A 20,816-nucleotide genomic window follows, 5' to 3' on the forward strand; every position below is an offset into this window, starting at 1 on the left:
AATAGATATTAATTCATATTTAGGTAATATTGCAACCAAGTTGCAAATAAAGGTTAATATGAATTTAATACAAATAGAGAACTTATCTTACTCGTATTCTAATACAAAAGCTTTAGATAACATAAATCTTGAAATTAAAAGTGATGATTTTTTAGCTATTATTGGACCAAATGGTGGTGGAAAATCTACACTTTTTAAACTTATATTAGAGTTACTTCCTCTTCAAAGTGGAAAATTAATAAAAAATATAAAAAATAGTCAAGTTGGTTATGTCCCACAAAATACAAATTTAAATATTGATTTTCCAATTACTTCTTTGGAAGTAGTTTTAATGGGTCATATAAGTTCTAAAAAAAGATTATTTGGTTATTCAAAAGATGAAATTTCTTGTGCATTGGAGTCTTTAAATCAAGTTGGGATGAAAGATTTTGCAAATAAAAAAATAGGTGATTTAAGTGGTGGTCAGCGACAAAGAGTCTTCATTGCAAGGGCACTTTGCTCAAATCCAAAAATTATGCTTTTGGATGAACCAACGGCAAGTATTGATGTAAAAGGGCAGCAAGAGATTTATGAACTTTTAAGAGAGTTAAATAAAACTATTTGTATTGTTGTTGTAAGTCATGATTTATCAATTCTTTTAAATTATGCAAAAAATGTAGCTCATATTAATAGAGGTTTGGTTTATCACAGTCTTGCTGAGGTTCAAAAAAATGTTACTTTAGCTGATGATCATTTGTGTGAGGTTGAACTTTTATCAGCTTTAGGTAAAACACAAATTTGTTGTAACCATGTACATTAAAAAGGTAAAAATATAATGTTTGAAATTTTACAATATGATTTTATTCAAAATGCTTTGATAGCTGGAGTTTTAATCTCAATAGCAGCTGGAATAATTGGAACTTTGGTTGTGGTAAATAAGATTACTTTTCTTACAGGTGGAATAGCTCATAGTGCTTATGGAGGAATAGGAATAGCGATATTTTTAGGAATCCCAGTTTTATTTGGAGCAACTATTTTTGCAGTTCTAACTGCAATTTTAATCGCTATTATTACTTTGAAAAATAGAAGCCGAATAGATGCAATAATAGGTATGATGTGGGCAAGTGGTATGGCAATTGGAATTATATTTGTAGATTTAACTCCAGGATACAATGTAGATTTAATGAGTTATTTATTTGGAAGTATCATTGCTGTTTCAAGCGAAGATATTATTTATATGACGCTTTTAGATATTTTTATTATTGCAATTGTTGTATATTTTTATAAAGAGATTTTATCTGTATCTTATGATAGTGAATTTGCAAGTTTACGAGGTATAAATGTAAAATTCTTTTATACACTAATTCTTATATTATCTGCTTTATGTGTAGTTGCTGCTATAAAAGCTGTAGGACTTATTTTGGTAATTGCACTTCTTACAATTCCAACATATTTAGCTGAAACTTTTGCTACAAAATTATCTTCAATGATGATTATTAGCTCAATTTTAGCTACAATGTTTACAATATCTGGTCTTGTAGTTTCATATCTTTATGATATAAGTTCAGGGGCAAGTATAATAATGGTCGCAGTTGTTGCTTTAGGAGTTGTAAAGCTAATAAAATATAAAAAATAAAAAAGAAAGAACGGAAAAACCAATGAAAAAAATAGATGAAAAAATAAAACAAGGTGTTGTAAATACTTTAAAAGTAAATAGAGTTAGTGAACCTGGAATTTATCTGATTAGTGGAGATGAAACAGAAGTTTTATTACCAAATGCTTATGTAAAAAAAGATATGACAGTAGATAGTTTACTAGATGTTTTTATTTACACAGATAGTGAAGATAGACTTGTAGCAACAACTTTAAAACCATATTTGTACTTAAATGAATTTGCAAATTTAAAGATTGTTGATAGTGCAAAATTTGGTTATTTTGTAGATATTGGTTTACCAAAAGATTTATTAGTTCCTAAAAATAGACAAAAAGGAACTTACAATATTGGTTCATATAAAGTTTTACAAATGCAATTTGATGAAAGAACAAGTAGATTAATAGCAAGTGAAAAATATATACTAGAAGAAGAGCCAAAAAATCTAAAACAAGGTGATGAAGTAGAGATTATTTTATATTCAAAAACGCCACTAGGATTTAAAGTAATAGTAAATAATCTTTTTGAAGGTATGATTTTCCATTCTGAAATTTTTGAAAATTTAAAAATAGGGGATAAAAAAAGAGCCTATATAAAAAATCTAAGAGAAGATAAAAAGCTAGATATTTCATTACAAAAAATAGGTGAGAAAGTAGATTCTAATAAAGTTTTAGAGATTTTAAAAGCAAATGGTGGAGTTTTGAATTTCACATATAAAAGTGATGCTGAAGATATAAAGAATCTATTTGCTATGAGTAAAAAAGCTTTTAAAGCGACTTTGACAAAGCTAATTGATGAGAAAAAAATAAACTTGGAAGATGATAGAATTTGTTTGATTTAAATTAAGACAAATCTTATCCTAATTGAATATAATTTCAGTTAAATATCTTAAATAAGATTTTTTAATTGATTGAAATTTATATAAAAAGGAAATAAAATGGCAACAGTAAAATTTAAAAGTGAATTAGAAGTAAATTTAAGCGGAACAGAGTTAAATGTTGGAGATATAGCTCCTGTTGTAACTGGTGTTGGAGCAGATTTAAGTGATATTACAATAGGTGGACAACGTGGAATGGCTCAAGTTATTATTGCAGTTCCATCTCTTGATACTGGTGTTTGTGCTGCAGAAGCAAGAAGATTTAATATTGAAGCTTCAAAATTAGATCACGTAGAGGTTGTTATTGTATCTATGGATTTACCATTTGCTATGAAAAGATTTTGTACAACAGAAGGGATTGAAAACCTAAAAGTTGCATCTGATTTTAGAGCAAAAGCATTTGCAAAATCTTATGGTGTTTTACAAGCAAATGGTCCCTTAGCTGGCTTGATGGCACGAGCTGTATTTATAGTAAATCCATCTGGAAAAATTACATATAAACAGATTGTTCCTGAAATAACTCAAGAGCCAAATTATGATGCTGTTTTAGCAGCAATAACTGAAGCATCTTCTACTTCTTGTTGTGGAAGTTGTCACTAAAAATAAAAAAATTTAAAGTAAGATTCTTCTTGCTTTAAATAATATTTTGTTTACTATTAACCAAAAAATTGTAATATTTTAAATACTAAAAAAAGGTTACTCTATGAAAAAAATAATTAAAACTATCTTTGTATTAATGTTAAGTTACTCTTTTTCAAATGCTTCATTAGTAGAAGATGGTTATATTGAGCTTGAAAAAGGAAATGTTTTAGAAGCTGCAAATATATTTAAAGTTTCATGTGAAAAAGGTGCATTTGCTGGATGTTATAATTTAGGTTTAATGTATTTTAAAGGTGAACATATCGCCAAAAACTATACAAAAGCAGAAGAGTATTTTTCAAAAGCTTGTAACCAAGGACATCAAAATGCTTGTTACAATTTAGCAAATATGTATGAAAAAGGTTTAGGTGTAGAAAAAGATAACTTTAAAGCTGTTGATTTATATATAAAAACTTGTAAAAATGGCGTAAGCTCTTCTTGTTTTAATTTAGCAATTATGTATAAAAATGGAAATGGAGTAGAAAAAGATGATTTTAGAGCAGTTGATTTTTATACAAAAGCTTGTGAAATGAATCATCAAAAAGCTTGTTATAACATTGGAGTTATGTATCTTGAAGGTGATTTTTTGGCTATAAATAAAATAAAAGCAAAAGAGTATTTTGAAAAATCTTGCAACCTTGGCTATAGCAATGCTTGCAAAGAGCTAGGAAAACTTTGAATTATTGTTTAAAATCAAGCTGATTTATAAAAAAAATAGTTAAAATCTCTTAATTTATATTAGGAGATTTTAATGACTTCGTGGTACAAAAAGTTTGCTTCGCAACCACATCAACCATTTTTTACAAATGGTATAATATTTTTTATACTTTTTATAACTCTATTTGCTTTTGCTTATTCAAATAGTATAAAATTAGATACAACACTTTTGAAATATCATGCATATGCTCTTATTTTTGTAGTATTTATTCAGTTTTTTTTGGGATTTTTATTTGTTGTTTTTCCAAAATTTTTGATGCAAAGTGAAATAGCTTCAAAAGATTATATGGGACAATTTTTTCTATATTTTATATCTAGTTTAGGTATTTTTCTTTCGCTTATTTTTTACTCTAAAATTACAATTTTATTCCAACTTCTAATGCTTTTTGCTCAAATTTTGAGTTTTAGACTTCTTTATAGTATTCATAAAAAAAGTATTATGAAAGATAAAAATGATACAAAATGGGTTTTAATGGCATTTAGTACAGGAATCGTTTCTCATTTTTTATATATAGTTTCAGAATTTGATTTTAATTTATCTTATTTGGTTTCAAAAATTGCTATAAATAGTGGATTTTATCTATTTTTATTTATGATTATTTTTGTAATTTCTCAAAGAATGATTCCTTTTTTTACAAGAGTTATGGTTCCTACATATATTATAAATAAGAGTCCAAAGCTTTTGGATACTATATTTTTTCTACTTCTTTTAAAAGTGATTTTACTATCTTTTGATAATCCAAAGCTAAATCTTTTTGCAGATGTTCCTATCTTCTTATTTATCGTAAAAGAGTTAGTTCGTTGGAAAATGCCAACATTTAGAACACCACCAATAGTTTGGATTTTACACCTTGGTTTATATTGGATTGTTGTAGCATTTTTTATATCTATTATTGAAGGTATTTTTTCTTTTATTTATCCAAATTTTTACTTTGAAAAAGTTGTAATTCATACTTTGGCTATTGGATATTTTGTTACTGTTTTGATAGGGTTTGGTACTAGAGTAGTGCTTGGTCACTCTGGAAGAAAAATAGAGACAAAACTTTTTGCACTTTCTATATTTATAAGTGTTCAGATTTTAGCTATAGTTAGAATATTTGCATCTATTTGTGTAAATTTTGGATTAAACTATATCTTTTTTATAGAGTTAAGTGCTATTTTATTAATAGTTGCACTAATTATTTGGTCTTATAAGTATGTTTCTATTTTATTAGAAAATGATAAAAAACCAGAAATAGTAGTTCAAAAAATAGATGAAAATAAAAAAGAGGAATTTAAGCCAAAATGGAAAGTATAAATATTTTAGTTTTCAAGGCTTTTGCCTCGAAAACAATATTTTTTATGGTTTAATCGTTGATAATCCAACACTTAACCAAGATTGCATACCACCTCTATACCATTTCATTTTTTCTTGAGGATAACCAATAGCTATTAGTTCTTTCATAGCTTCAGGAGATTGTCCACACCAAATTGCATTACAAAACATCAAAAGAGTTTTTGCATTTGTAAAGTCATATTTTCCATTTTTTTCAACTACTCCAAAAGTTTCTAAAGCCTCAGCAAACTCATCTGGATATTGAGATTTTTTTGTATAAACATATGGAACATTTATCGCTGTTGCAATAGTTTCGTGGTTGTACCAATTTTCAGTTCTACTATCAATTAAAAGAAGATTTTTATCTGTTTTTGATTTTTCTATAAACTCTAAAACTTCTAATTCCCCATAAGTCTCTATTTTATCTGATGCTTTTATTGGTGCAATTTTTCCAAAATATGTAACAAAACTTCTTTTGCAATTTTCATCTACAGTTGAAGATGCTTCGTGTTTCCCACCAAAAATATCTTTTGGGTCAAATGCAACACTTTCACACTCTTTTGGTTTTGCCTCTCTTTTTATAATTGCTTTTTTCCCATTTTCTAAAGTTACTTCAACTCCAGAACTTTGTAAATCAGCGCTAAATAGGGAAGTTGCTACAAGTAAACTTCCTAAAATTATTTTAAACATAAACTCTCCTTGTTTTAAAATTGTATCGAATTTGATTCTATCAAAAACTTTTTAAAATGGCAAACTATCAGGGACTTAAGTGAAATTTAGGTAAAATCTAAGCTATTTTAGTAACACAATTAGGATTATTTATGAGTGAAAAGTACGAGCCATCAAAGGTAGAAGATAGTTTTTATAAGATTTGGGAAGATAGAGGTTACTTTGAGATTGATGGAAACAGATCAATTCAAGAGCCAAATAAAAATTTTGCAATTATGATGCCACCTCCAAATGTAACAGGAAGTTTACATATTGGTCATGCACTTACATTTACTTTGCAAGATATAATTACAAGATACAAAAGAATGGATGGATTTAAAACTCTTTGGCAACCAGGAACTGACCACGCTGGAATTGCAACTCAAAATGTAGTTGAAAAACAACTTTTAAAAGAAGGGACTACAAAAGAAGAGTTAGGAAGAGAAGCTTTTTTGCAAAGAGTTTGGAAATGGAAAGAGTTTAGTGGTGGAACAATAGTTCACCAAATGAGAAAACTAGGAGTTAGTCCAGCTTGGTCAAGAGAGCGATTTACTATGGATGAGGGTTTAAAAGAGGCTGTAAAAGAGGCTTTTGTTAAACTTTATGATGAGGGAATGATTTCTCAAAATAACTATATGGTAAATTGGTGTACTCACGATGGTGCTTTAAGTGATATTGAAGTTGAGCATGAAGAGGTAAATGGTAAATTCTATCATATGAATTACCATTTTGTTGATGGTTGCGGATTTGTAACAGTTGCAACAACAAGACCTGAGACATATTTTGGAGATAGTGCTGTTATGGTACATCCAGATGATGAAAGATACAAAAATATAATTGGAAAAGAAGTTTTTTTACCGCTAATTAATAGAAAAATAAAAATTATTGCTGATTCTCATGTTGATATGGAGTTTGGAACAGGAGTTGTAAAAGTAACTCCAGCCCATGATACAAATGACTATGAAGTAGGGCTTAGACACAATTTAGATTTTATAAAATGCTTTGATGAAAAAGGTATTTTAAACGAAGAGTGTGGAGAGTTCAAAGGAGTTGAAAGACTAAAAGCTAGACCAATAATTGTTAAAAAACTTCAAGATGAAGGTTTTATTGTAAAGATTGAAGACCATAATCACCAAGTAGGGCACTGTTATAGATGTAAAAATATCGTTGAGCCCTATATTTCAAAACAGTGGTTTGTAAAAAAAGAGGTTGCAGCTGAGTCTATTAGAAAAACTTATGAAGGTGAAGCTAAGTTTCATCCTTCTCATTGGCTAAACTCATATAGAGCTTGGATGGACGAGTTAAGACCTTGGTGTATTTCTAGGCAACTTTGGTGGGGACATAGAATTCCAGTATTCTATTGCGATAGTTGCAATCATCAATGGGCTACAAAAGAAGATGAGCCAAAGGCGTGTCCAAAATGTGGTAAAAATCATATTCATCAAGATCCAGATGTTCTTGATACTTGGTTTAGTAGTGCTTTATGGGCATTTTCACCACTTGGTTGGGGAAATAATGGTCAAATGAAAGATACTTTTAATGATAGTGATTTAAAAGATTTTTATCCAAACTCACTATTAATTACTGGCTTTGATATTATGTTTTTCTGGGTTGCTAGAATGATGATGATGGGTGAACACTTTATGGGTCAACTTCCATTTAAAGATATTTATATGCATGCTCTTGTAAGAGATGAACATGGTGCTAAGATGTCAAAATCAAAAGGAAATGTAATTGACCCTCTTGATATGGTTGAAACACATAGTGCTGATATTATTAGATTTACTCTTGCATATTTAGCAGTTCAAGGAAGAGATATAAAACTTGGTGAAAATAATCTTGAACAGTTTAGAAACTTTACAAATAAACTTTATAATGCTTCAAACTTTTTAACTTTAAATGTTGATACATTCCCTGATTTAAAAGATATAACTATTAAAACGCCTCTTGGTCTTTATATGCAAAGCAGACTTAGTCATGCTGTTGATGAGGTAAGAAATTCACTTGAAACTTATAAATTCAATGAAGCAGCAAGCGCTTTATATAGATTTGTTTGGATGGAGTTTTGTGATTGGGGAATTGAGTACTCTAAAGCTAGTAAAGAAAGTATAGTTGAACTTGGAGCTATTTTTAAAGAGACTTTAAAGTTAGTTAGTCCATTTATGCCATTTATTTCTGACTACTTATATCATAAACTTAGTGGAACTACACTTGAAAATGGTGACTCTTTAATGATTATGAACTTCCCAAAAGATATTAAAAAAGATGAAAATATTGAAAATATGTTCTCTATAATTGAAGAGTCAATTATTGCTATACGAAGAGCAAAAACTCTAATAGATATGGGTAACTCTAAAATTGAAAAAGCATATTTGAAACTTGATGCTAAAATTGATATCAATGTTGCAAAACCATTTATAGAAAAACTTGCTAAAGTTGAAAATGTAGAGTTTGTAACTAGCAAAGTTGAAAATAGTATAACAGATGTTTCAAACAATCTTGAGGTTTATATTCCAACTTCACAAATTGATATGAAACCAATTGTTGAAAAACTAGAGAAACAAAAAGAGAAAGCTTTAAAAGAGTTTGATAAATTAAATGGAATGTTATCAAATGAAAGATTCGTTGCAAATGCACCTGCAAATGTAATAGAGGAAAATACAAAAGCTCTTGAAGATGTTAAATCTAGACTTGAAAAAATAGAGGCTGAGCTTAAAAGTTTAAGCTAAAAAAATACTTAAATAATCTTCCAATTTTGGAAGATTATTCTAGGTCTTATTTTAGCTCTTGTAGAGTTTTTATAAGTTTATTTGAAATATCAACTAAAGAGTTTGAGCTATCTTGTGTTTTTTGTGCTTCAATTAGAGTATTTTCAGTACTTAAAACAACATCTTGCATATTTTTTGTAACTTCATTTAAACTTTTAGAACCATCTTTTGCATTTTGTGAAACTATAGAAGAGTTTTGTTTTTGTTCACTCATCGATACTGAAATCTCTTTTGAAATAGTGCTAATATCAGATATTGTTTCATCTATTTCATGAATTGAATCAAGAGAATTTTTAACCAAATTTTGAATAAGTGCAATTCTTTCTGTTATATTTTTTGCAGCATCATCTGATCTTGAAGCCAAATTTCTTACTTCTTGAGCAACTACTGCAAACCCTTTTCCAGCTTCTCCTGCTGTTGCTGCTTCAACTGCTGCATTTAGACTTAAAATATTTGTTTGAAATGCTATTTGAGAAATTATATTTACTGTTTCACCTATTTTTTGGCTCTCTTCATTTAATTTTATCATTGCAGTTGCCGTATGTTTTGATTGAATATTAGCTTCTTGTGCTATTTGCTCATTTTTAGAAGTTTTTGAAGCAATATCGACTATTGCTTGTTGCATCTCATCTATTTTATTTGATAAATCTTGAATTAAAGAGTTTATATTTTGTGAAGAGTTAGTAGCATTTTGAGAATTTTCGTTTGAAAATTTTGCATCTTTTAACATATTTATTGAAGTACTTAAAAGAGTATTTAAAGAGTTTGAAAACTCTTTTATCTCTTTTTCAACTTCAAACATTGTATTTTTTCTATGTGTAATATCTGTTGCATATTTTACAACTCTAAAAGCTTTACCATCCATATCAAATATTGGATTGTAGCTTGCTTGTATCCAAATATGGTTACCATTTTTTCCAATTCTTAGGTATTCTCCACTATCAAACTCTCCACGATTTAGTTTTTTCCAAAACTCTTTGTACTCATTTGAATTTTTGTAACTCTCTTCACAAAAAATAGAGTGATGTTTCCCTATAATATCCTCTTTTTTATATCCTAAAGTATTTAAGAAGTTATCATTTGCATTTAAAATGTTTCCATTCATATCAAATTCTATAACCGCATTAGACTTATTTATAGCTTTTACTTGTCCTATAAAAAATAGATTTTTTAATCTATTTTTTGTAATATCTTGAGCCAATTTTATAACTTCTAAAACTTTGCCATTTTCTATAACTGGCATATATGAAGCTCTTAAAAATATTAAGCTTTTATCTTTTTTTACTCTTTGAAACTCTGCTGTTAAAGTTTTTCCTGCTCTTAAATTATTCCAGCCATCTTTATACTCTTGAGTATTTGTGAATTTATCTTCACAAAATATAGAGTGATGTTTTCCTACAATTTCCTCTAAAGAGTATCCCATAGTTTTCAAAAAAATTTCATTTGCTTTGATTACTGTACCATCTGGTTTAAAATAAATAACTGCATAATTATTATTTATAGCTTCACTTAAAATCTTGTCATTTTTGTTGTTAAAAAACATTTGTTAATCTCCCCTTCAAAATTTAATTATACATCAAAAAAACTTTTTATTGTTATTAAAATCCTAAGATTTTGATTTTATAACTCTATATAAAATATCAACAAATAATATAGATATAAAAGATATAAAAAACCAGAAAAAGTAGTTAAGAAACTCATTTTTTGCTTCTTTAAACAGTTCAAAATATATTTTTTCAATATTTGTATTTATATAAAATATTGCATCATTTTGTAAACTATTATTTACTTTACTTGCTTCTTCATTAAAATATATAGGAACTAATTGTTTAAACCATTTTGGGGCAATGTTTTCATTTTGATTATTTGTAAAAGAGCTAATATCTTTTTCAAAACTTATAATCGCACTTGAACTTTTTGTTTCATCAAATTGGTTTGTTGCATCAAAGTTTATTATTAAAGTCGATAAATTTCTGAAATTTTTGCTAGGAACAAATGTATAAATATCAATACTAGGAGTAATGTTTTTATTTATCTCATTTGGAATAGAACCTTCAATAGTCAAAAGCTCTTTTTGTAAATCATCACTTTGAGTAGATAGAATAATTTGTCCAAAATTATCATCTATTTTTAGATTTGATATCTCCCAAGATAAAGATTTATCTAAGTTATTTGTAAGATCTATAAGCTCTTTTTCTTTTATTGAGAAAAGAGCTTTTTGAATAGATATTGATGAAAAATTGTTATTAAAAACAGAATTTATTGTGTTTAATATCTCAATATCTTTAGTTTGTAGATATTTTTTTAAATTCTCTTGAATAAAAAGAGATGTAGTTTTTGTCTCTAATTGGTATTTTGTAAGAATTTGCTCTTTTTGTTTTTCAAAGTTGTTTAAAAATGAAAATCCAAATCCTATTAGTAAAATAGATATTAAAAAAAAGTAAACTACAAATCTTATCATTCTAAATCACTTTAAAATTGATTTAATATCATCTTCATTTATCTTATCTTGGCTATATTTTACTACTAAAATATTTTCTGTATTGTTTATATACCATTCCTCGATATTTGAATTATCGTTTAGTTTTCCACTATTTTCAAGCTTGTACTCATCTAAACTTAGATATAGATTTTTTGTTTTTGATGGATTTTTCATTAAAATTATTAAAATAGCCCACAAAATACAAATAACAGCAACTCCTAAAGTGAAACTTTCTATCTCATAAGAGTCTAGATTATCCAATAAAATACCACCAAAAACTCCACCAACAAATGTTCCTAAATATCCAAAAGAGTTAAATACTCCCAAAACACTTCCTCTTTGGTGAACCTTTGCAAATTTAGATGTAAGAGATTGCATAATTGGTTCATGCATATTAAACCCTATAAAAAATAGAACAACTCCAATACAGAATATTATAGAACTACTGCTAAATCCCATCAATAAATAAGAGATTATAAATAATAAAATTCCTATAACTAATACTTCTCTATATTTTCCTTTTTTCTCTGCTAAAATTGAAGCTGGTCCCATTGCAAGAAGCCCTAAAATCATAGATGGAATATATACTTGCCATAAATCTTTTATATCCCAGTTATATATTTTTGTAAGAATTATTGGAATAACTAAAAATGCAAAAGTCATCAACGCTTTTTGTAAAAAGTTTGTAATGTGCATTTTATTTATATTTGCATTTCCTAAAACATCTTTTATATTTAGTTTATCATTATAAGTATGAGTTATTTTTGGTGGATTTGGAACTTTTTTAATTAATACAAAAATAGCAATTAAAGATAAAACCATAGTAATATAAAAAAGTGTTGGAACCCCTGCATATCCACCAATAATTGGACCCAATCCCATAGCAAGAGCAAATGAAATACCAATAAATCCACCCATAATTGCCATAGCTTTTGATCTTTGTTCTTCTTTTACAACATCACTAATCATAGCAGTTACAACTGCTCCAATAGCTCCTGCACCTTGTAAAAGTCTTCCCAAAAGAAGAGCAAAAATATCTGTTGCTAAGGCACAAATAAGTGAACCAATAGCAAAAAGTAAAAGACCAGTTACGATTGTTCCTTTTCTTCCTAATTTGTCACTCATAATTCCAAAAGGAGTTTGAAAAATTACTTGAGTTAAGGCATAACCACCAACAACAATTCCTACAAGTGTAGCATTTGCACCTTCTAGGCTAAAAGCATAGACAGAAATAACAGGAAGAACTATAAAAAGTCCAAAAAATCTTAAAGATATAATAAAACTCAAAGGTAAAACTGATTTAATCATACATAATCCTAAATATATTATAATTTGAGTATTGATTATATACTAAGGTTCCTTTTAAATAGGAACTATTTAAAAGGCAAAAAATGAATATTATTTTAGCAAGTGCAAATAGAGGTAAAATAGAAGAGTTTAAAAAACTTCTTCCTAATAGTAATGTCTTTGCATATAGCGATATTTTAGGAAAATTTGATATAGATGAAACTGGAACTAGTTTTAAAGAAAATGCAATAATAAAAGCTAGTGAGGTAAATGAAAAATTAAAACAAATAGGAGAAAAAAATTTTATAGTAATCTCCGATGATAGTGGAATTTCTCTTCCTATTTTACAAAATGCTCCTGGGATTTTTAGTGCAAGATATGCTAAAGTTGGTGCAAGTGATAAAGAGAATAATACAAAACTAATATCAAAATTAGATGAGTTAAATTTAGAGAGAACACCAGCTTTTTATACAGCTTGCATAGCAATAATATATAATAATTTAATATATACAGTTCACGGTTTTATGCATGGAATGGCTATAAATAAAGAGTTAGGAACAAATGGTTTTGGATATGACCCACTTTTTATTCCAGATGGTTTTGATAAAACTTTAGGAGAGTTAGATTTTGAAATAAAGCAAGAGTTTTCACATAGAAATAGGGCATTAAAATTGGCAAAAAAAGTTTTAGAAGTTATTCTTTAATAATTTGTTTGGTTAATCTTATTGCAAACTTTTTATTTTGGACACTCAAAAAAAAGAGTTTGCTTTTTTCCTCTCCATATTTTGTTGCTATTATCTCAAATAAATCATTATCAATTTTGATTCTTTTTGTATCTTCTAAATCGGTCTTTAAAATATACTCTTCTAGAAATGAAATATGATTTTTTGCTTGTAAATATAGGTATTTTTGTGTAAATACCTCATTTTTTAGAGAATTTGTCTCCAACATAAAATTTGCTAAAACAGAAAAAACAACTACTAGAATCAAAGTTATAAAAAGTACATAGGATTTTTTCATAATCCAATTTTCCATACTTGTTTAGAGCTATTTTCTAAAGATATATTAATAGTTGCTACTTCATCGCTTATGTAAATATTAAATTCATTTACATTTTTTAGTAAAATATTGTTATCAAAATAGAGTATTTTATTATTTAAACCAAATTTATTTAACTCATTTTTGTTTTTTTCAATAAATATTTTTGTAGAGTTTAATTCAAGTCTTGCTAATTCTTTTGAAAGTGATGTTTTATTTAAAATAACTAAATCTTTTACAAGTAAAGTTGAGTAGATGATTATAGTTGTTGAAATTGCTAGAGTTAATATTAGTTCAAATAAAGAGAAGCTATTTTTCATATTTAAAAACATTTATTTTCTCATTTTTGAAGCTATATTTATCTACTTTTACAATTTCTTCTTTTCCATCTTTTATAATTTTTAAAAACTCTTCTTGTTTTAAAAAATATCGATAATCTTTTGTAGCAAAACTATTTTCAAGTTCATTTAATCTATTAAAAAGCTCTTCATCTTCATAGTTATTATATGGAATTTTCAAAAATCCACCTACAATTACCATGAGGATTAAAAGACTAACTATTGTCTCAAAAAGAGTTATACTACTTTTCAGCAATATTTTTTGATTTTTGAAATGAGCCTTCAATAGCTTTAATAAAAGCATCTCTAACTCTTCCTTCTTCAAGTTTTGCATATCCAGCTGCTGTTGTTCCACCTGGACTCATTACACTATCTTTTATAATAGCTGAGTGAGAGTGTTTTAAAAGCGAAGAAGTTCCACTAAAAAGCCCTTGTACTAAATGTTGAGCTAAATGTCTTTCAAGTCCAACTTTAACAGCTCCATCTGCTATAGCTTCTGCAACTAAAGCTAAAAAAGCAGGTCCAGAAGCTGTAATTGCACTAGCGATATCTAGTTGATTCTCATTATTCACCCAAATAGCTTCACCAATAGCTCCAAAAGCTTCAAGAGTTAAATCTTTTATCTCAATATCACCTGTAGCTGTTGTCATAGAGTTTTGTACACTTGCTGCTATATTTGGCATTGTTCTTGCGTAGTGTTTTGCACTAATTTGCTTTCTTAAATAATCTAATTTTGTACCAGCTAAAATGGAGATTAAAGAATTTGCAGTACCTACTAGTCTTATTGAAACACTCTCTAGTGCATAAGGTTTTACACAAAAGATTATGTTTTTTCCACTAATATCTTCTTTGTCACTTAACTCTTTTATTTGTAATTCTGGGATTTTTTCTTTGATAAGTTTTAATTTCTCTATCTCTCTTCCTATCATCTCAACTTCATGCTTTTTTACAAGCCCAATAGCTAAAGATTGAGCCATAATTCCATTTCCAATAAGTGTTAATTTCATAGTTCACCTTAAATATTTTTTTAGATTATAGCCATTTTTAATTTATAAATATAAGTATTACTTTAAAATATTATAAAAAACACTATTTTTTCTATTACAAAGCATAATCTTAAATTCTTTTAATTCAAAAATAAAGTATTTTTTAGGTAACATATTACTTTATGCTAGATAATGGAGACAAAAATGTTAAAAAACCTAAAAATCAAAAACCTTTTACTGATTTTTACAGCAGCTATTGTATTCGGTGCTTGTGCATCTAAAAGTGAGCAAGAGTACAACAAACCAGCACTTTATTGGTACAATAAAATGATGATGCAAATAGGAATGAATGATTTAGATGAAGCAGATGATACTTATACATCTCTAGAGAGTGAACATAGAAATTCACCATATATTCCAACAGCTATACTTATACTTGTAAATGCACACATGGCTGATGAGCAGTATGCTTTGGCAAATTTTTATTTAGATGAATATATTAAAAGATTTAGCTTAAGCAAAGATATTGATTATGCAAGATATATGAAAATTAAAGCAAATTTTATGGGATTCAAGCAACAATTTAGAGATCAACAGCTAATAGATGATACTTTATCACATATTATAGATTTTAAATACAAATATCCAAATTCACCATATATGCCACTTGTTGATACTATGAATGCAAGATTGTTTATGGCAAAAGCTTCTATGGATAAAGAAATAGCTGGCTTGTACGAGAGAAGAGATAAGCCAAAAGCAGCAGAGCTTTATATGGACAAAGCAAAAAATTCTTGGGTAGATCCAAGTGAAATAAAACCAGTAGAAGTACCATTCTACAGAGCAATTTTTGAATAAAAATTATATAAAAAATGTATAAAATAAGGGAGTTAGAGTAAGATATGCAATTAGAAAATTATGGTAATTTTCCACAAACAATACCATTGATTATAGAAGATGAGATTTTTTTATATCCATTTATGATTACACCTTTGTTTTTAGAAAATCAAGAGAATATAAAAGCAGTTGAAAATGCAATAGAGTTCAATAAACTTGTTATGATAGCAGTTTCTAAAGCAGGAAAAGAGGGTTCTAGAGAAAAAGATAGTTTTTATGATGTTGGAGTGGTTGGAAATGTTATGCGAAAAATATCTTTGCCAGATGGTAAGGTAAAAGTTCTTTTTCAAGGTGTTTCAAAGGCAAAAATCATAGATTTTGAACCAACTTCTAGTATATTTGCTACTGTTGATATTCTTGCTGAAGAGACGCAAAATGATATTGAATTGAAATCATTAATAAATATTTTGATTGACAATATCAAAAAATTATCAAGACTAAATAACAAATTCCCAAGCGATTTAATAAAAGCAATAGAAGAAAACGATGTACCAAGTAGAGTTGCTGATTTGGTATCTTCTGTTTTAAAAATAAAAAAAGATGAAGCATATAAGATTTTTTCAAATACGAATTTGGAACAAAGAATTATAGGTATTATTGAAATTGTAAAAAATGAGATAGAGTCATATAAAATACAAAAAGAGATAACTCAAAAAGTAAATTCAAAAATAGAAAAAAGTCATAAAGATTATTTTTTAAAAGAGCAAATTAAGGCTATTCAAAAAGAGTTAGGAGCTGATAATCAAAAAGAGGAAGATATAAAATCTTTCAAAAAGAGGTTAAAAGAGAAAAAGTGTTTTATGGGTAAAGAAGCTTATAAAGAGACAAAAAAGCAAGTAGAAAAGCTAAGCCGAATGAATACAGACTCTCCAGATGCTTCACTTCTTCAAACTTATGTTGAGATGGTTTTGGATATTCCTTTTGGAGAGTTTGCAAATTCTAAATTTTCAGTTTCTAGTGTTGAGAAACAACTAAATAAAGACCATTATTGTTTAGAAAAAGCAAAAGAGAGAATAGCAGAGTATTTTGCAGTAAAACAACTTTTAGAACAAAGAAATATTGAAGATTTAAAAGCAAAAGGTACAGTTCTTTGTTTTGTAGGACCTCCAGGAGTTGGTAAAACTTCACTAGCAAATTCAATAGCAAAAGCTCTTGCTAGACCACTTGTAAGAGTTGCTTTGGGTGGAATGGAAGATGTAAATGAATTAAGAGGTCATAGACGAACTTATGTTGGAGCAATGCCAGGAAGATTAATCAAAGGTTTGATTGATGCAAAAAAAATGAATCCAGTTATTGTTCTTGATGAGATTGATAAATTAGGAAGTAACCACAGAGGTGACCCTTCTGCTGTTATGCTAGAAATTTTAGACCCTGAACAAAACCATGAGTTTAGAGATTTATATCTTAATTTTCCAGTTGATTTGTCACAAGTTATTTTTGTTTCAACTGCAAATGATATTAGAAAAATTCCAGCACCACTTAAAGATAGAATGGAGTTTATAGAGCTAAATTCTTATACTCCAAATGAAAAATATCATATTGCAAAAGATTATTTAATTCCTCAAGAACTTGAAAAACATGGACTTAAAAAAGATGAGGTTAGTATAAATAAAGCAACTATTGAGCTAATAATTGCAAAATATACAAGAGAAGCAGGAGTTCGAAATTTACGAAGAGTATTTTCTAAAATATTTAGAAAAGTTGTAAAAAAGATATTAGAAGATGAGACTATTACAAAAGTAACAATTGGTACAAAAGATTTAAAAGAATATTTAGATAATCCAATTTTTGAGATAGAACCAGCCGATAAAATAGATGTTGTTGGAGTTTCAAATGGTTTGGCTTGGACAGCTGTTGGTGGAGATATATTAAAAATAGAAGCAATAAAACTAAAAGGAAAAGGTGACTTAAAAGTAACTGGAAACTTAGGAGATGTTATGAAAGAGTCTTCAATTATCTCATATTCTGTTGTAAAACATCTAATAGACAACAAAATTCTAAAAATAGATGAAAAAGATATTCCAAAAACTTTTAAAGAAAAAGATGAAAAAGAGTTAGTTGATTGCAGTGAAATTTATAAAAGATATGATATTCATTTACATATTCCTGAAGGTGCAACACCAAAAGATGGACCAAGTGCAGGTATAACAATGGCTTTGGCTTTGGCTTCAGTTTTAAGTAATAGAAAAATAAAAGCAGATGTTGCAATGACAGGTGAGCTTACTTTAAGTGGAAAAGTTCTTCCAATTGGTGGTTTAAAAGAGAAACTAATAGCTGCTTATAAAGCAAAAATCAAAAAAGTTTTAATCCCTAAAAAGAATTATGAGAGAGATTTGGATGATATTCCACAAGAGGTAAAAGAGTCTTTAGAAATCAAAGTAGTAGAAAAAATCGAAGATGTTTTAAAAGAGGCACTACTTTAATGAGTTTTGTATCTAAAAAAGATTTGAGTGCTACAAATGTGATAATTTTTATCACGCTTGTAGCTTATATTATTCAAATAAATATACAAAATGGCTCACTTCTTATGGGATTAAACCTATATTTTTTAGTTGGTGGATTTTATTGGCAACCACTTACATCAATATTTTCTCACGGTGGAATTGCTCATCTTGGAATGAATATGTTTGTTTTATGGCAATTTGGAAACTTTATAGAAAAAGTTAGAGGTAAAAAAAGATTTATAATACTATATTTATTTACAGGTATTTTAACTTCGCTTTTATCGTTTTTATATATTTTTTATATTGATATTCAAGTAAATTTAGTTGGAGCTAGTGGTGCTATATGCGCTATTTTAGGTTATATTGCATACTTTGATAAGTATCAAAGAAATGGAATAATAACTTGGATTTTATTAATCTCAGTTGCACCTCTTTTAATAGGGCTTCCAATTGCTTGGTATGCTCACTTTATAGGTCTTTTTATTGGTTTTGTATATGCAATTATTGAAAAAAGATTTTTCCCTTTAATATCTTATAGATAAAAAATAAATAAAAGTGATATGTTTTAAAATAGCATAAAATGAGTTTATAGATGTATTATATGAAGGTTAAAAATGATAGATAAAAAGTACGAAAGATATGTTTTTGCAGTTATTATGGGTACAATTATGAGTTTTATAATGAGCTTTATAATCTCATTTATAAATTTAGGATTTATTGATGGATTTTTCCTAAAGTGGATGGAAGCTTTTTTTAAAGCAGCTGTTTGTGCAATTCCAATAATATCTGTTGTTGCGCCATTAGTAAAAAGGGTTGTTGCAAAAGTAATAAAATAGTAGATAAATTTTAAATATAATTAAATTTAGAGGTAAGCTATGAAAATTTTGAGTTTTGATTTAAAACTTATAGGATTAGTTTTTATAGTTTTACTATTTTTTGCTTCAAATTCTATTTTAGCTAGAATGGCTATTTTCACACAAAATATTGATGCTTTTTCTTTTACTTTTGTAAGAATTATATCTGCTATGTTTGTTCTTTTAATTATATACTTTTATAAAAATAAAAATCTAAAAATAGATTTAAAAACTAACTATCTTAGCGGATTTATGTTTTTTTTATATGCAATTTGTTTTTCATACTCATATATAAATATGGCTGCTGGTATTGGAACTTTGATTTTATTTGCAGTTGTACAATTATCTATGATTATTTTAGCTCTATTTTTAAATGAAAAATTAACTTTAAATAAAATTATCGGAATAACTATAGCTTTTGGTGGATTAATATATCTTTTGTATCCAAAAAGTGATTTTGCAATATCATACTTCCATACTTTTTTGATGTTTTTATCAGGAATTGGTTGGGCAATTTTTAGTGTTCTTGGAAAAAAATCAAACAATGCAACTTTAAATGCAACTGATAGTTTTGTTAAAGCTTTTATTTTTACAATAATATTTGTTATTTTTTATCTTTTCTTTTTTGGAAATAATCTTAAAATAGATTTTTATACTTTTATTTTATCAACTCTTTCAGGCTCAATAACAACTGCTTTTGGGGTATTTATTTGGTATGCAATTTTACCAAAAATGCAGATTATGACTGCAAGTATAGTTCAGTTAATAGTACCAATAATAGCCATAGTTTTAAGTATTGTTTTTCTTAATGAAACTTTTACTTTTGAACTTTTTATTTCTACTATTATTATACTTTTAGGAATTTTTATAGCTTTATATAAAAAAAGAAAAACTTAATTCATATAAAAATATAAAACTAATGGAATATAAAAGAGTGATATAACAGTTGAGATAAACAAAGCCACGCTCATAATTTGTGGTTTTACATTTAATAAAGTTGCTACTGTTACGGTATTTCCAGCAAGTGGTACAATAGAAAATAAAAACATGACAGTGTATAAACCATCATTTAAAAATTGAATATAGTTTTTGTCTATAAATATAAAGATTAATATACAAACAGGCCACACAACAAATTTTATAAACATAGCATAAGATATAAATTTTATATCAAAAGAGCTATCAAATCTAACTTTTTCAAGTCCCATTCCTACAATCATCATACCTAAAATAGTATAAGCACCTTTTATATATTCATTATAGTTCACAAATATCTCAGGTAGTTTTATCTCACATAAATTAAATATAACTCCTAAAATAAAAGCATATAAAACTGGAAGTTTAAGCATTTTTAAGAGGCTTTGTTTTGCACTAAAATTCCCTTTAGCAGTAATATAGTATCCAACAGAATTTTGATACAAAAGTGAAGCTAAAACAGTAAATATAAAAACATCAACCATATTTGGTTCTAAAAATAGTATTGCAAGTGGAATTCCTATATTCCCTGTATTTCCTGTTGAAGTGCTAAAAGCTAGTAAATTCGCACTGTTATCGTTATAAACTCTTTTAAAATATGCTAAAAGAGTAAAACTCAAAATTGAGCTAAAAATAAAGAAAAATAGTGGTAAAGATAAAGTTGCAGCACTTAAATTTATATTTATAGTTGCTGTAAAAATTATTAATGGAGATAATAAAAAAAGTAAGATTTTTGCAACAGTTTCTTTATCGCATTTAAGTAGATATGTGCTTAAAAATCCTAAAACAATACTTATGTATAAAGGGATTATTTTTCCTAATAGAGTAAAAAAGATCGACAAAACAATAGCCTCAAAATTA

Annotated in this window: 22 protein-coding genes; 13 read left to right on the plus strand and 9 right to left on the minus strand. The window is 27.4% G+C overall.

From position 1 onward, the window contains the following. The first annotated feature begins 58 nt into the window (after positions 1-58). From ACRYA_RS02885 to ACRYA_RS02910, 6 genes are all read left to right on the plus strand, one after another. Positions 59-799: a metal ABC transporter ATP-binding protein gene (locus ACRYA_RS02885; RefSeq protein WP_105916438.1), complete on the plus strand. Its 741-nt coding sequence runs from the start codon at positions 59-61 to the stop codon at positions 797-799. 15 nt (positions 800-814) lie between these two features. After that, positions 815-1,615, plus strand: coding sequence for a metal ABC transporter permease (locus ACRYA_RS02890; protein WP_105916437.1), 801 nt, complete (start codon positions 815-817; stop codon positions 1,613-1,615). 31 nt (positions 1,616-1,646) lie between these two features. Continuing rightward, entirely contained in the window at positions 1,647-2,471 is an 825-nt protein-coding gene (locus ACRYA_RS02895; RefSeq protein ID WP_105916450.1) for a CvfB family protein, read from the plus strand. 96 nt (positions 2,472-2,567) lie between these two features. Next, positions 2,568-3,107, plus strand: a complete 540-nt coding sequence (gene prx-suh, locus ACRYA_RS02900; RefSeq protein WP_105916436.1) for a thiol peroxidase Prx-SUH — start codon at positions 2,568-2,570, stop codon at positions 3,105-3,107. A gap of 103 nt (positions 3,108-3,210) precedes the next feature. Beyond that, entirely contained in the window at positions 3,211-3,825 is a 615-nt protein-coding gene (locus ACRYA_RS02905) for a tetratricopeptide repeat protein (RefSeq protein WP_105916435.1), read from the plus strand. Between the two features lie 72 nt (positions 3,826-3,897). Further along, positions 3,898-5,160, plus strand: a complete 1,263-nt coding sequence (locus ACRYA_RS02910; RefSeq protein ID WP_105916434.1) for an NnrS family protein — start codon at positions 3,898-3,900, stop codon at positions 5,158-5,160. Positions 5,161-5,202: 42 nt separating this feature from the next. Here ACRYA_RS02910 and ACRYA_RS02915 read toward each other — a convergent pair whose 3' ends face one another. Then, complete coding sequence (locus ACRYA_RS02915; RefSeq protein ID WP_105916433.1) at positions 5,203-5,868, minus strand: rhodanese-like domain-containing protein; 666 nt, start codon at positions 5,866-5,868, stop codon at positions 5,203-5,205. A 131-nt stretch (positions 5,869-5,999) separates the two neighbouring features. Here ACRYA_RS02915 and ACRYA_RS02920 point away from each other — a divergent pair, with 131 nt between their 5' ends. Continuing rightward, positions 6,000-8,615, plus strand: a complete 2,616-nt coding sequence (locus ACRYA_RS02920) for a valine--tRNA ligase (RefSeq protein ID WP_105916432.1) — start codon at positions 6,000-6,002, stop codon at positions 8,613-8,615. 46 nt (positions 8,616-8,661) lie between these two features. On the opposite strand, the gene ACRYA_RS02925 is transcribed toward ACRYA_RS02920, so the two are convergent. The 3 genes from ACRYA_RS02925 to ACRYA_RS02935 all read right to left on the minus strand — a co-directional run bounded on the left by ACRYA_RS02925 (position 8,662) and on the right by ACRYA_RS02935 (position 12,444). Then, complete coding sequence (locus ACRYA_RS02925) at positions 8,662-10,197, minus strand: methyl-accepting chemotaxis protein (RefSeq protein WP_105916431.1); 1,536 nt, start codon at positions 10,195-10,197, stop codon at positions 8,662-8,664. A gap of 63 nt (positions 10,198-10,260) precedes the next feature. After that, a complete protein-coding gene (locus ACRYA_RS02930; RefSeq protein ID WP_105916430.1) occupies positions 10,261-11,115 on the minus strand; it encodes a hypothetical protein in 855 nt (284 codons plus the stop codon). Between the two features lie 6 nt (positions 11,116-11,121). Next, the gene (locus ACRYA_RS02935; protein ID WP_105916429.1) at positions 11,122-12,444 is read right to left on the minus strand and encodes an MFS transporter; all 1,323 of its coding nucleotides are present in this window, start codon (positions 12,442-12,444) and stop codon (positions 11,122-11,124) included. A gap of 83 nt (positions 12,445-12,527) precedes the next feature. Between ACRYA_RS02935 and ACRYA_RS02940 the strand changes: the two genes are divergently transcribed. Continuing rightward, positions 12,528-13,127 carry a non-canonical purine NTP pyrophosphatase gene (locus ACRYA_RS02940; protein ID WP_105916428.1) on the plus strand — a complete coding sequence of 200 codons (600 nt, stop codon included), beginning with the start codon at positions 12,528-12,530 and terminating at the stop codon, positions 13,125-13,127. On the opposite strand, the gene ACRYA_RS02945 is transcribed toward ACRYA_RS02940, so the two are convergent. The 4 genes from ACRYA_RS02945 to ACRYA_RS02960 all read right to left on the minus strand — a co-directional run bounded on the left by ACRYA_RS02945 (position 13,117) and on the right by ACRYA_RS02960 (position 14,806). Beyond that, the gene (locus ACRYA_RS02945) at positions 13,117-13,443 is read right to left on the minus strand and encodes a hypothetical protein (RefSeq protein ID WP_105916427.1); all 327 of its coding nucleotides are present in this window, start codon (positions 13,441-13,443) and stop codon (positions 13,117-13,119) included. The genes ACRYA_RS02940 and ACRYA_RS02945 overlap by 11 nt on opposite strands. Further along, a complete protein-coding gene (locus ACRYA_RS02950; RefSeq protein WP_170144472.1) occupies positions 13,440-13,793 on the minus strand; it encodes a hypothetical protein in 354 nt (117 codons plus the stop codon). The genes ACRYA_RS02945 and ACRYA_RS02950 overlap by 4 nt, the downstream gene beginning before the upstream one ends. Further along, positions 13,771-13,980 carry a hypothetical protein gene (locus ACRYA_RS02955; RefSeq protein WP_105916426.1) on the minus strand — a complete coding sequence of 70 codons (210 nt, stop codon included), beginning with the start codon at positions 13,978-13,980 and terminating at the stop codon, positions 13,771-13,773. The genes ACRYA_RS02950 and ACRYA_RS02955 overlap by 23 nt, the downstream gene beginning before the upstream one ends. Before the next feature lie 61 nt (positions 13,981-14,041). After that, on the minus strand, positions 14,042-14,806 hold the full coding sequence (locus ACRYA_RS02960) for a pyrroline-5-carboxylate reductase (protein ID WP_105916425.1): 765 nt from the start codon (positions 14,804-14,806) through the stop codon (positions 14,042-14,044). Between the two features lie 183 nt (positions 14,807-14,989). On the opposite strand from ACRYA_RS02960, the gene ACRYA_RS02965 reads away from it, so the two are divergent. The 5 genes from ACRYA_RS02965 (at position 14,990) to ACRYA_RS02985 (ending at position 19,877) form a co-directional block, all read left to right on the plus strand. Beyond that, the gene (locus ACRYA_RS02965; RefSeq protein WP_105916424.1) at positions 14,990-15,643 is read left to right on the plus strand and encodes an outer membrane protein assembly factor BamD; all 654 of its coding nucleotides are present in this window, start codon (positions 14,990-14,992) and stop codon (positions 15,641-15,643) included. 44 nt (positions 15,644-15,687) lie between these two features. Beyond that, positions 15,688-18,105 carry an endopeptidase La gene (gene lon / locus ACRYA_RS02970; RefSeq protein WP_105916423.1) on the plus strand — a complete coding sequence of 806 codons (2,418 nt, stop codon included), beginning with the start codon at positions 15,688-15,690 and terminating at the stop codon, positions 18,103-18,105. Further along, positions 18,105-18,668: a rhomboid family intramembrane serine protease gene (locus tag ACRYA_RS02975; RefSeq protein WP_105916422.1), complete on the plus strand. Its 564-nt coding sequence runs from the start codon at positions 18,105-18,107 to the stop codon at positions 18,666-18,668. The genes lon and ACRYA_RS02975 overlap by 1 nt, the downstream gene beginning before the upstream one ends. Positions 18,669-18,740: 72 nt before the next feature. Continuing rightward, the gene (locus tag ACRYA_RS02980; protein WP_105916421.1) at positions 18,741-18,962 is read left to right on the plus strand and encodes a DUF2798 domain-containing protein; all 222 of its coding nucleotides are present in this window, start codon (positions 18,741-18,743) and stop codon (positions 18,960-18,962) included. A 39-nt stretch (positions 18,963-19,001) separates the two neighbouring features. Next, positions 19,002-19,877: a DMT family transporter gene (locus ACRYA_RS02985; RefSeq protein WP_105916420.1), complete on the plus strand. Its 876-nt coding sequence runs from the start codon at positions 19,002-19,004 to the stop codon at positions 19,875-19,877. Here the strand turns inward: ACRYA_RS02985 and ACRYA_RS02990 are convergent. Continuing rightward, entirely contained in the window at positions 19,874-20,797 is a 924-nt protein-coding gene (locus ACRYA_RS02990; RefSeq protein WP_105916419.1) for an AEC family transporter, read from the minus strand. The two genes, ACRYA_RS02985 and ACRYA_RS02990, sit on opposite strands and share 4 nt — an antisense overlap. Positions 20,798-20,816: the final 19 nt, after the last annotated feature.

This window comes from Aliarcobacter cryaerophilus ATCC 43158 (assembly GCF_003660105.1).
GTDB lineage: Bacteria > Campylobacterota > Campylobacteria > Campylobacterales > Arcobacteraceae > Aliarcobacter > Aliarcobacter cryaerophilus.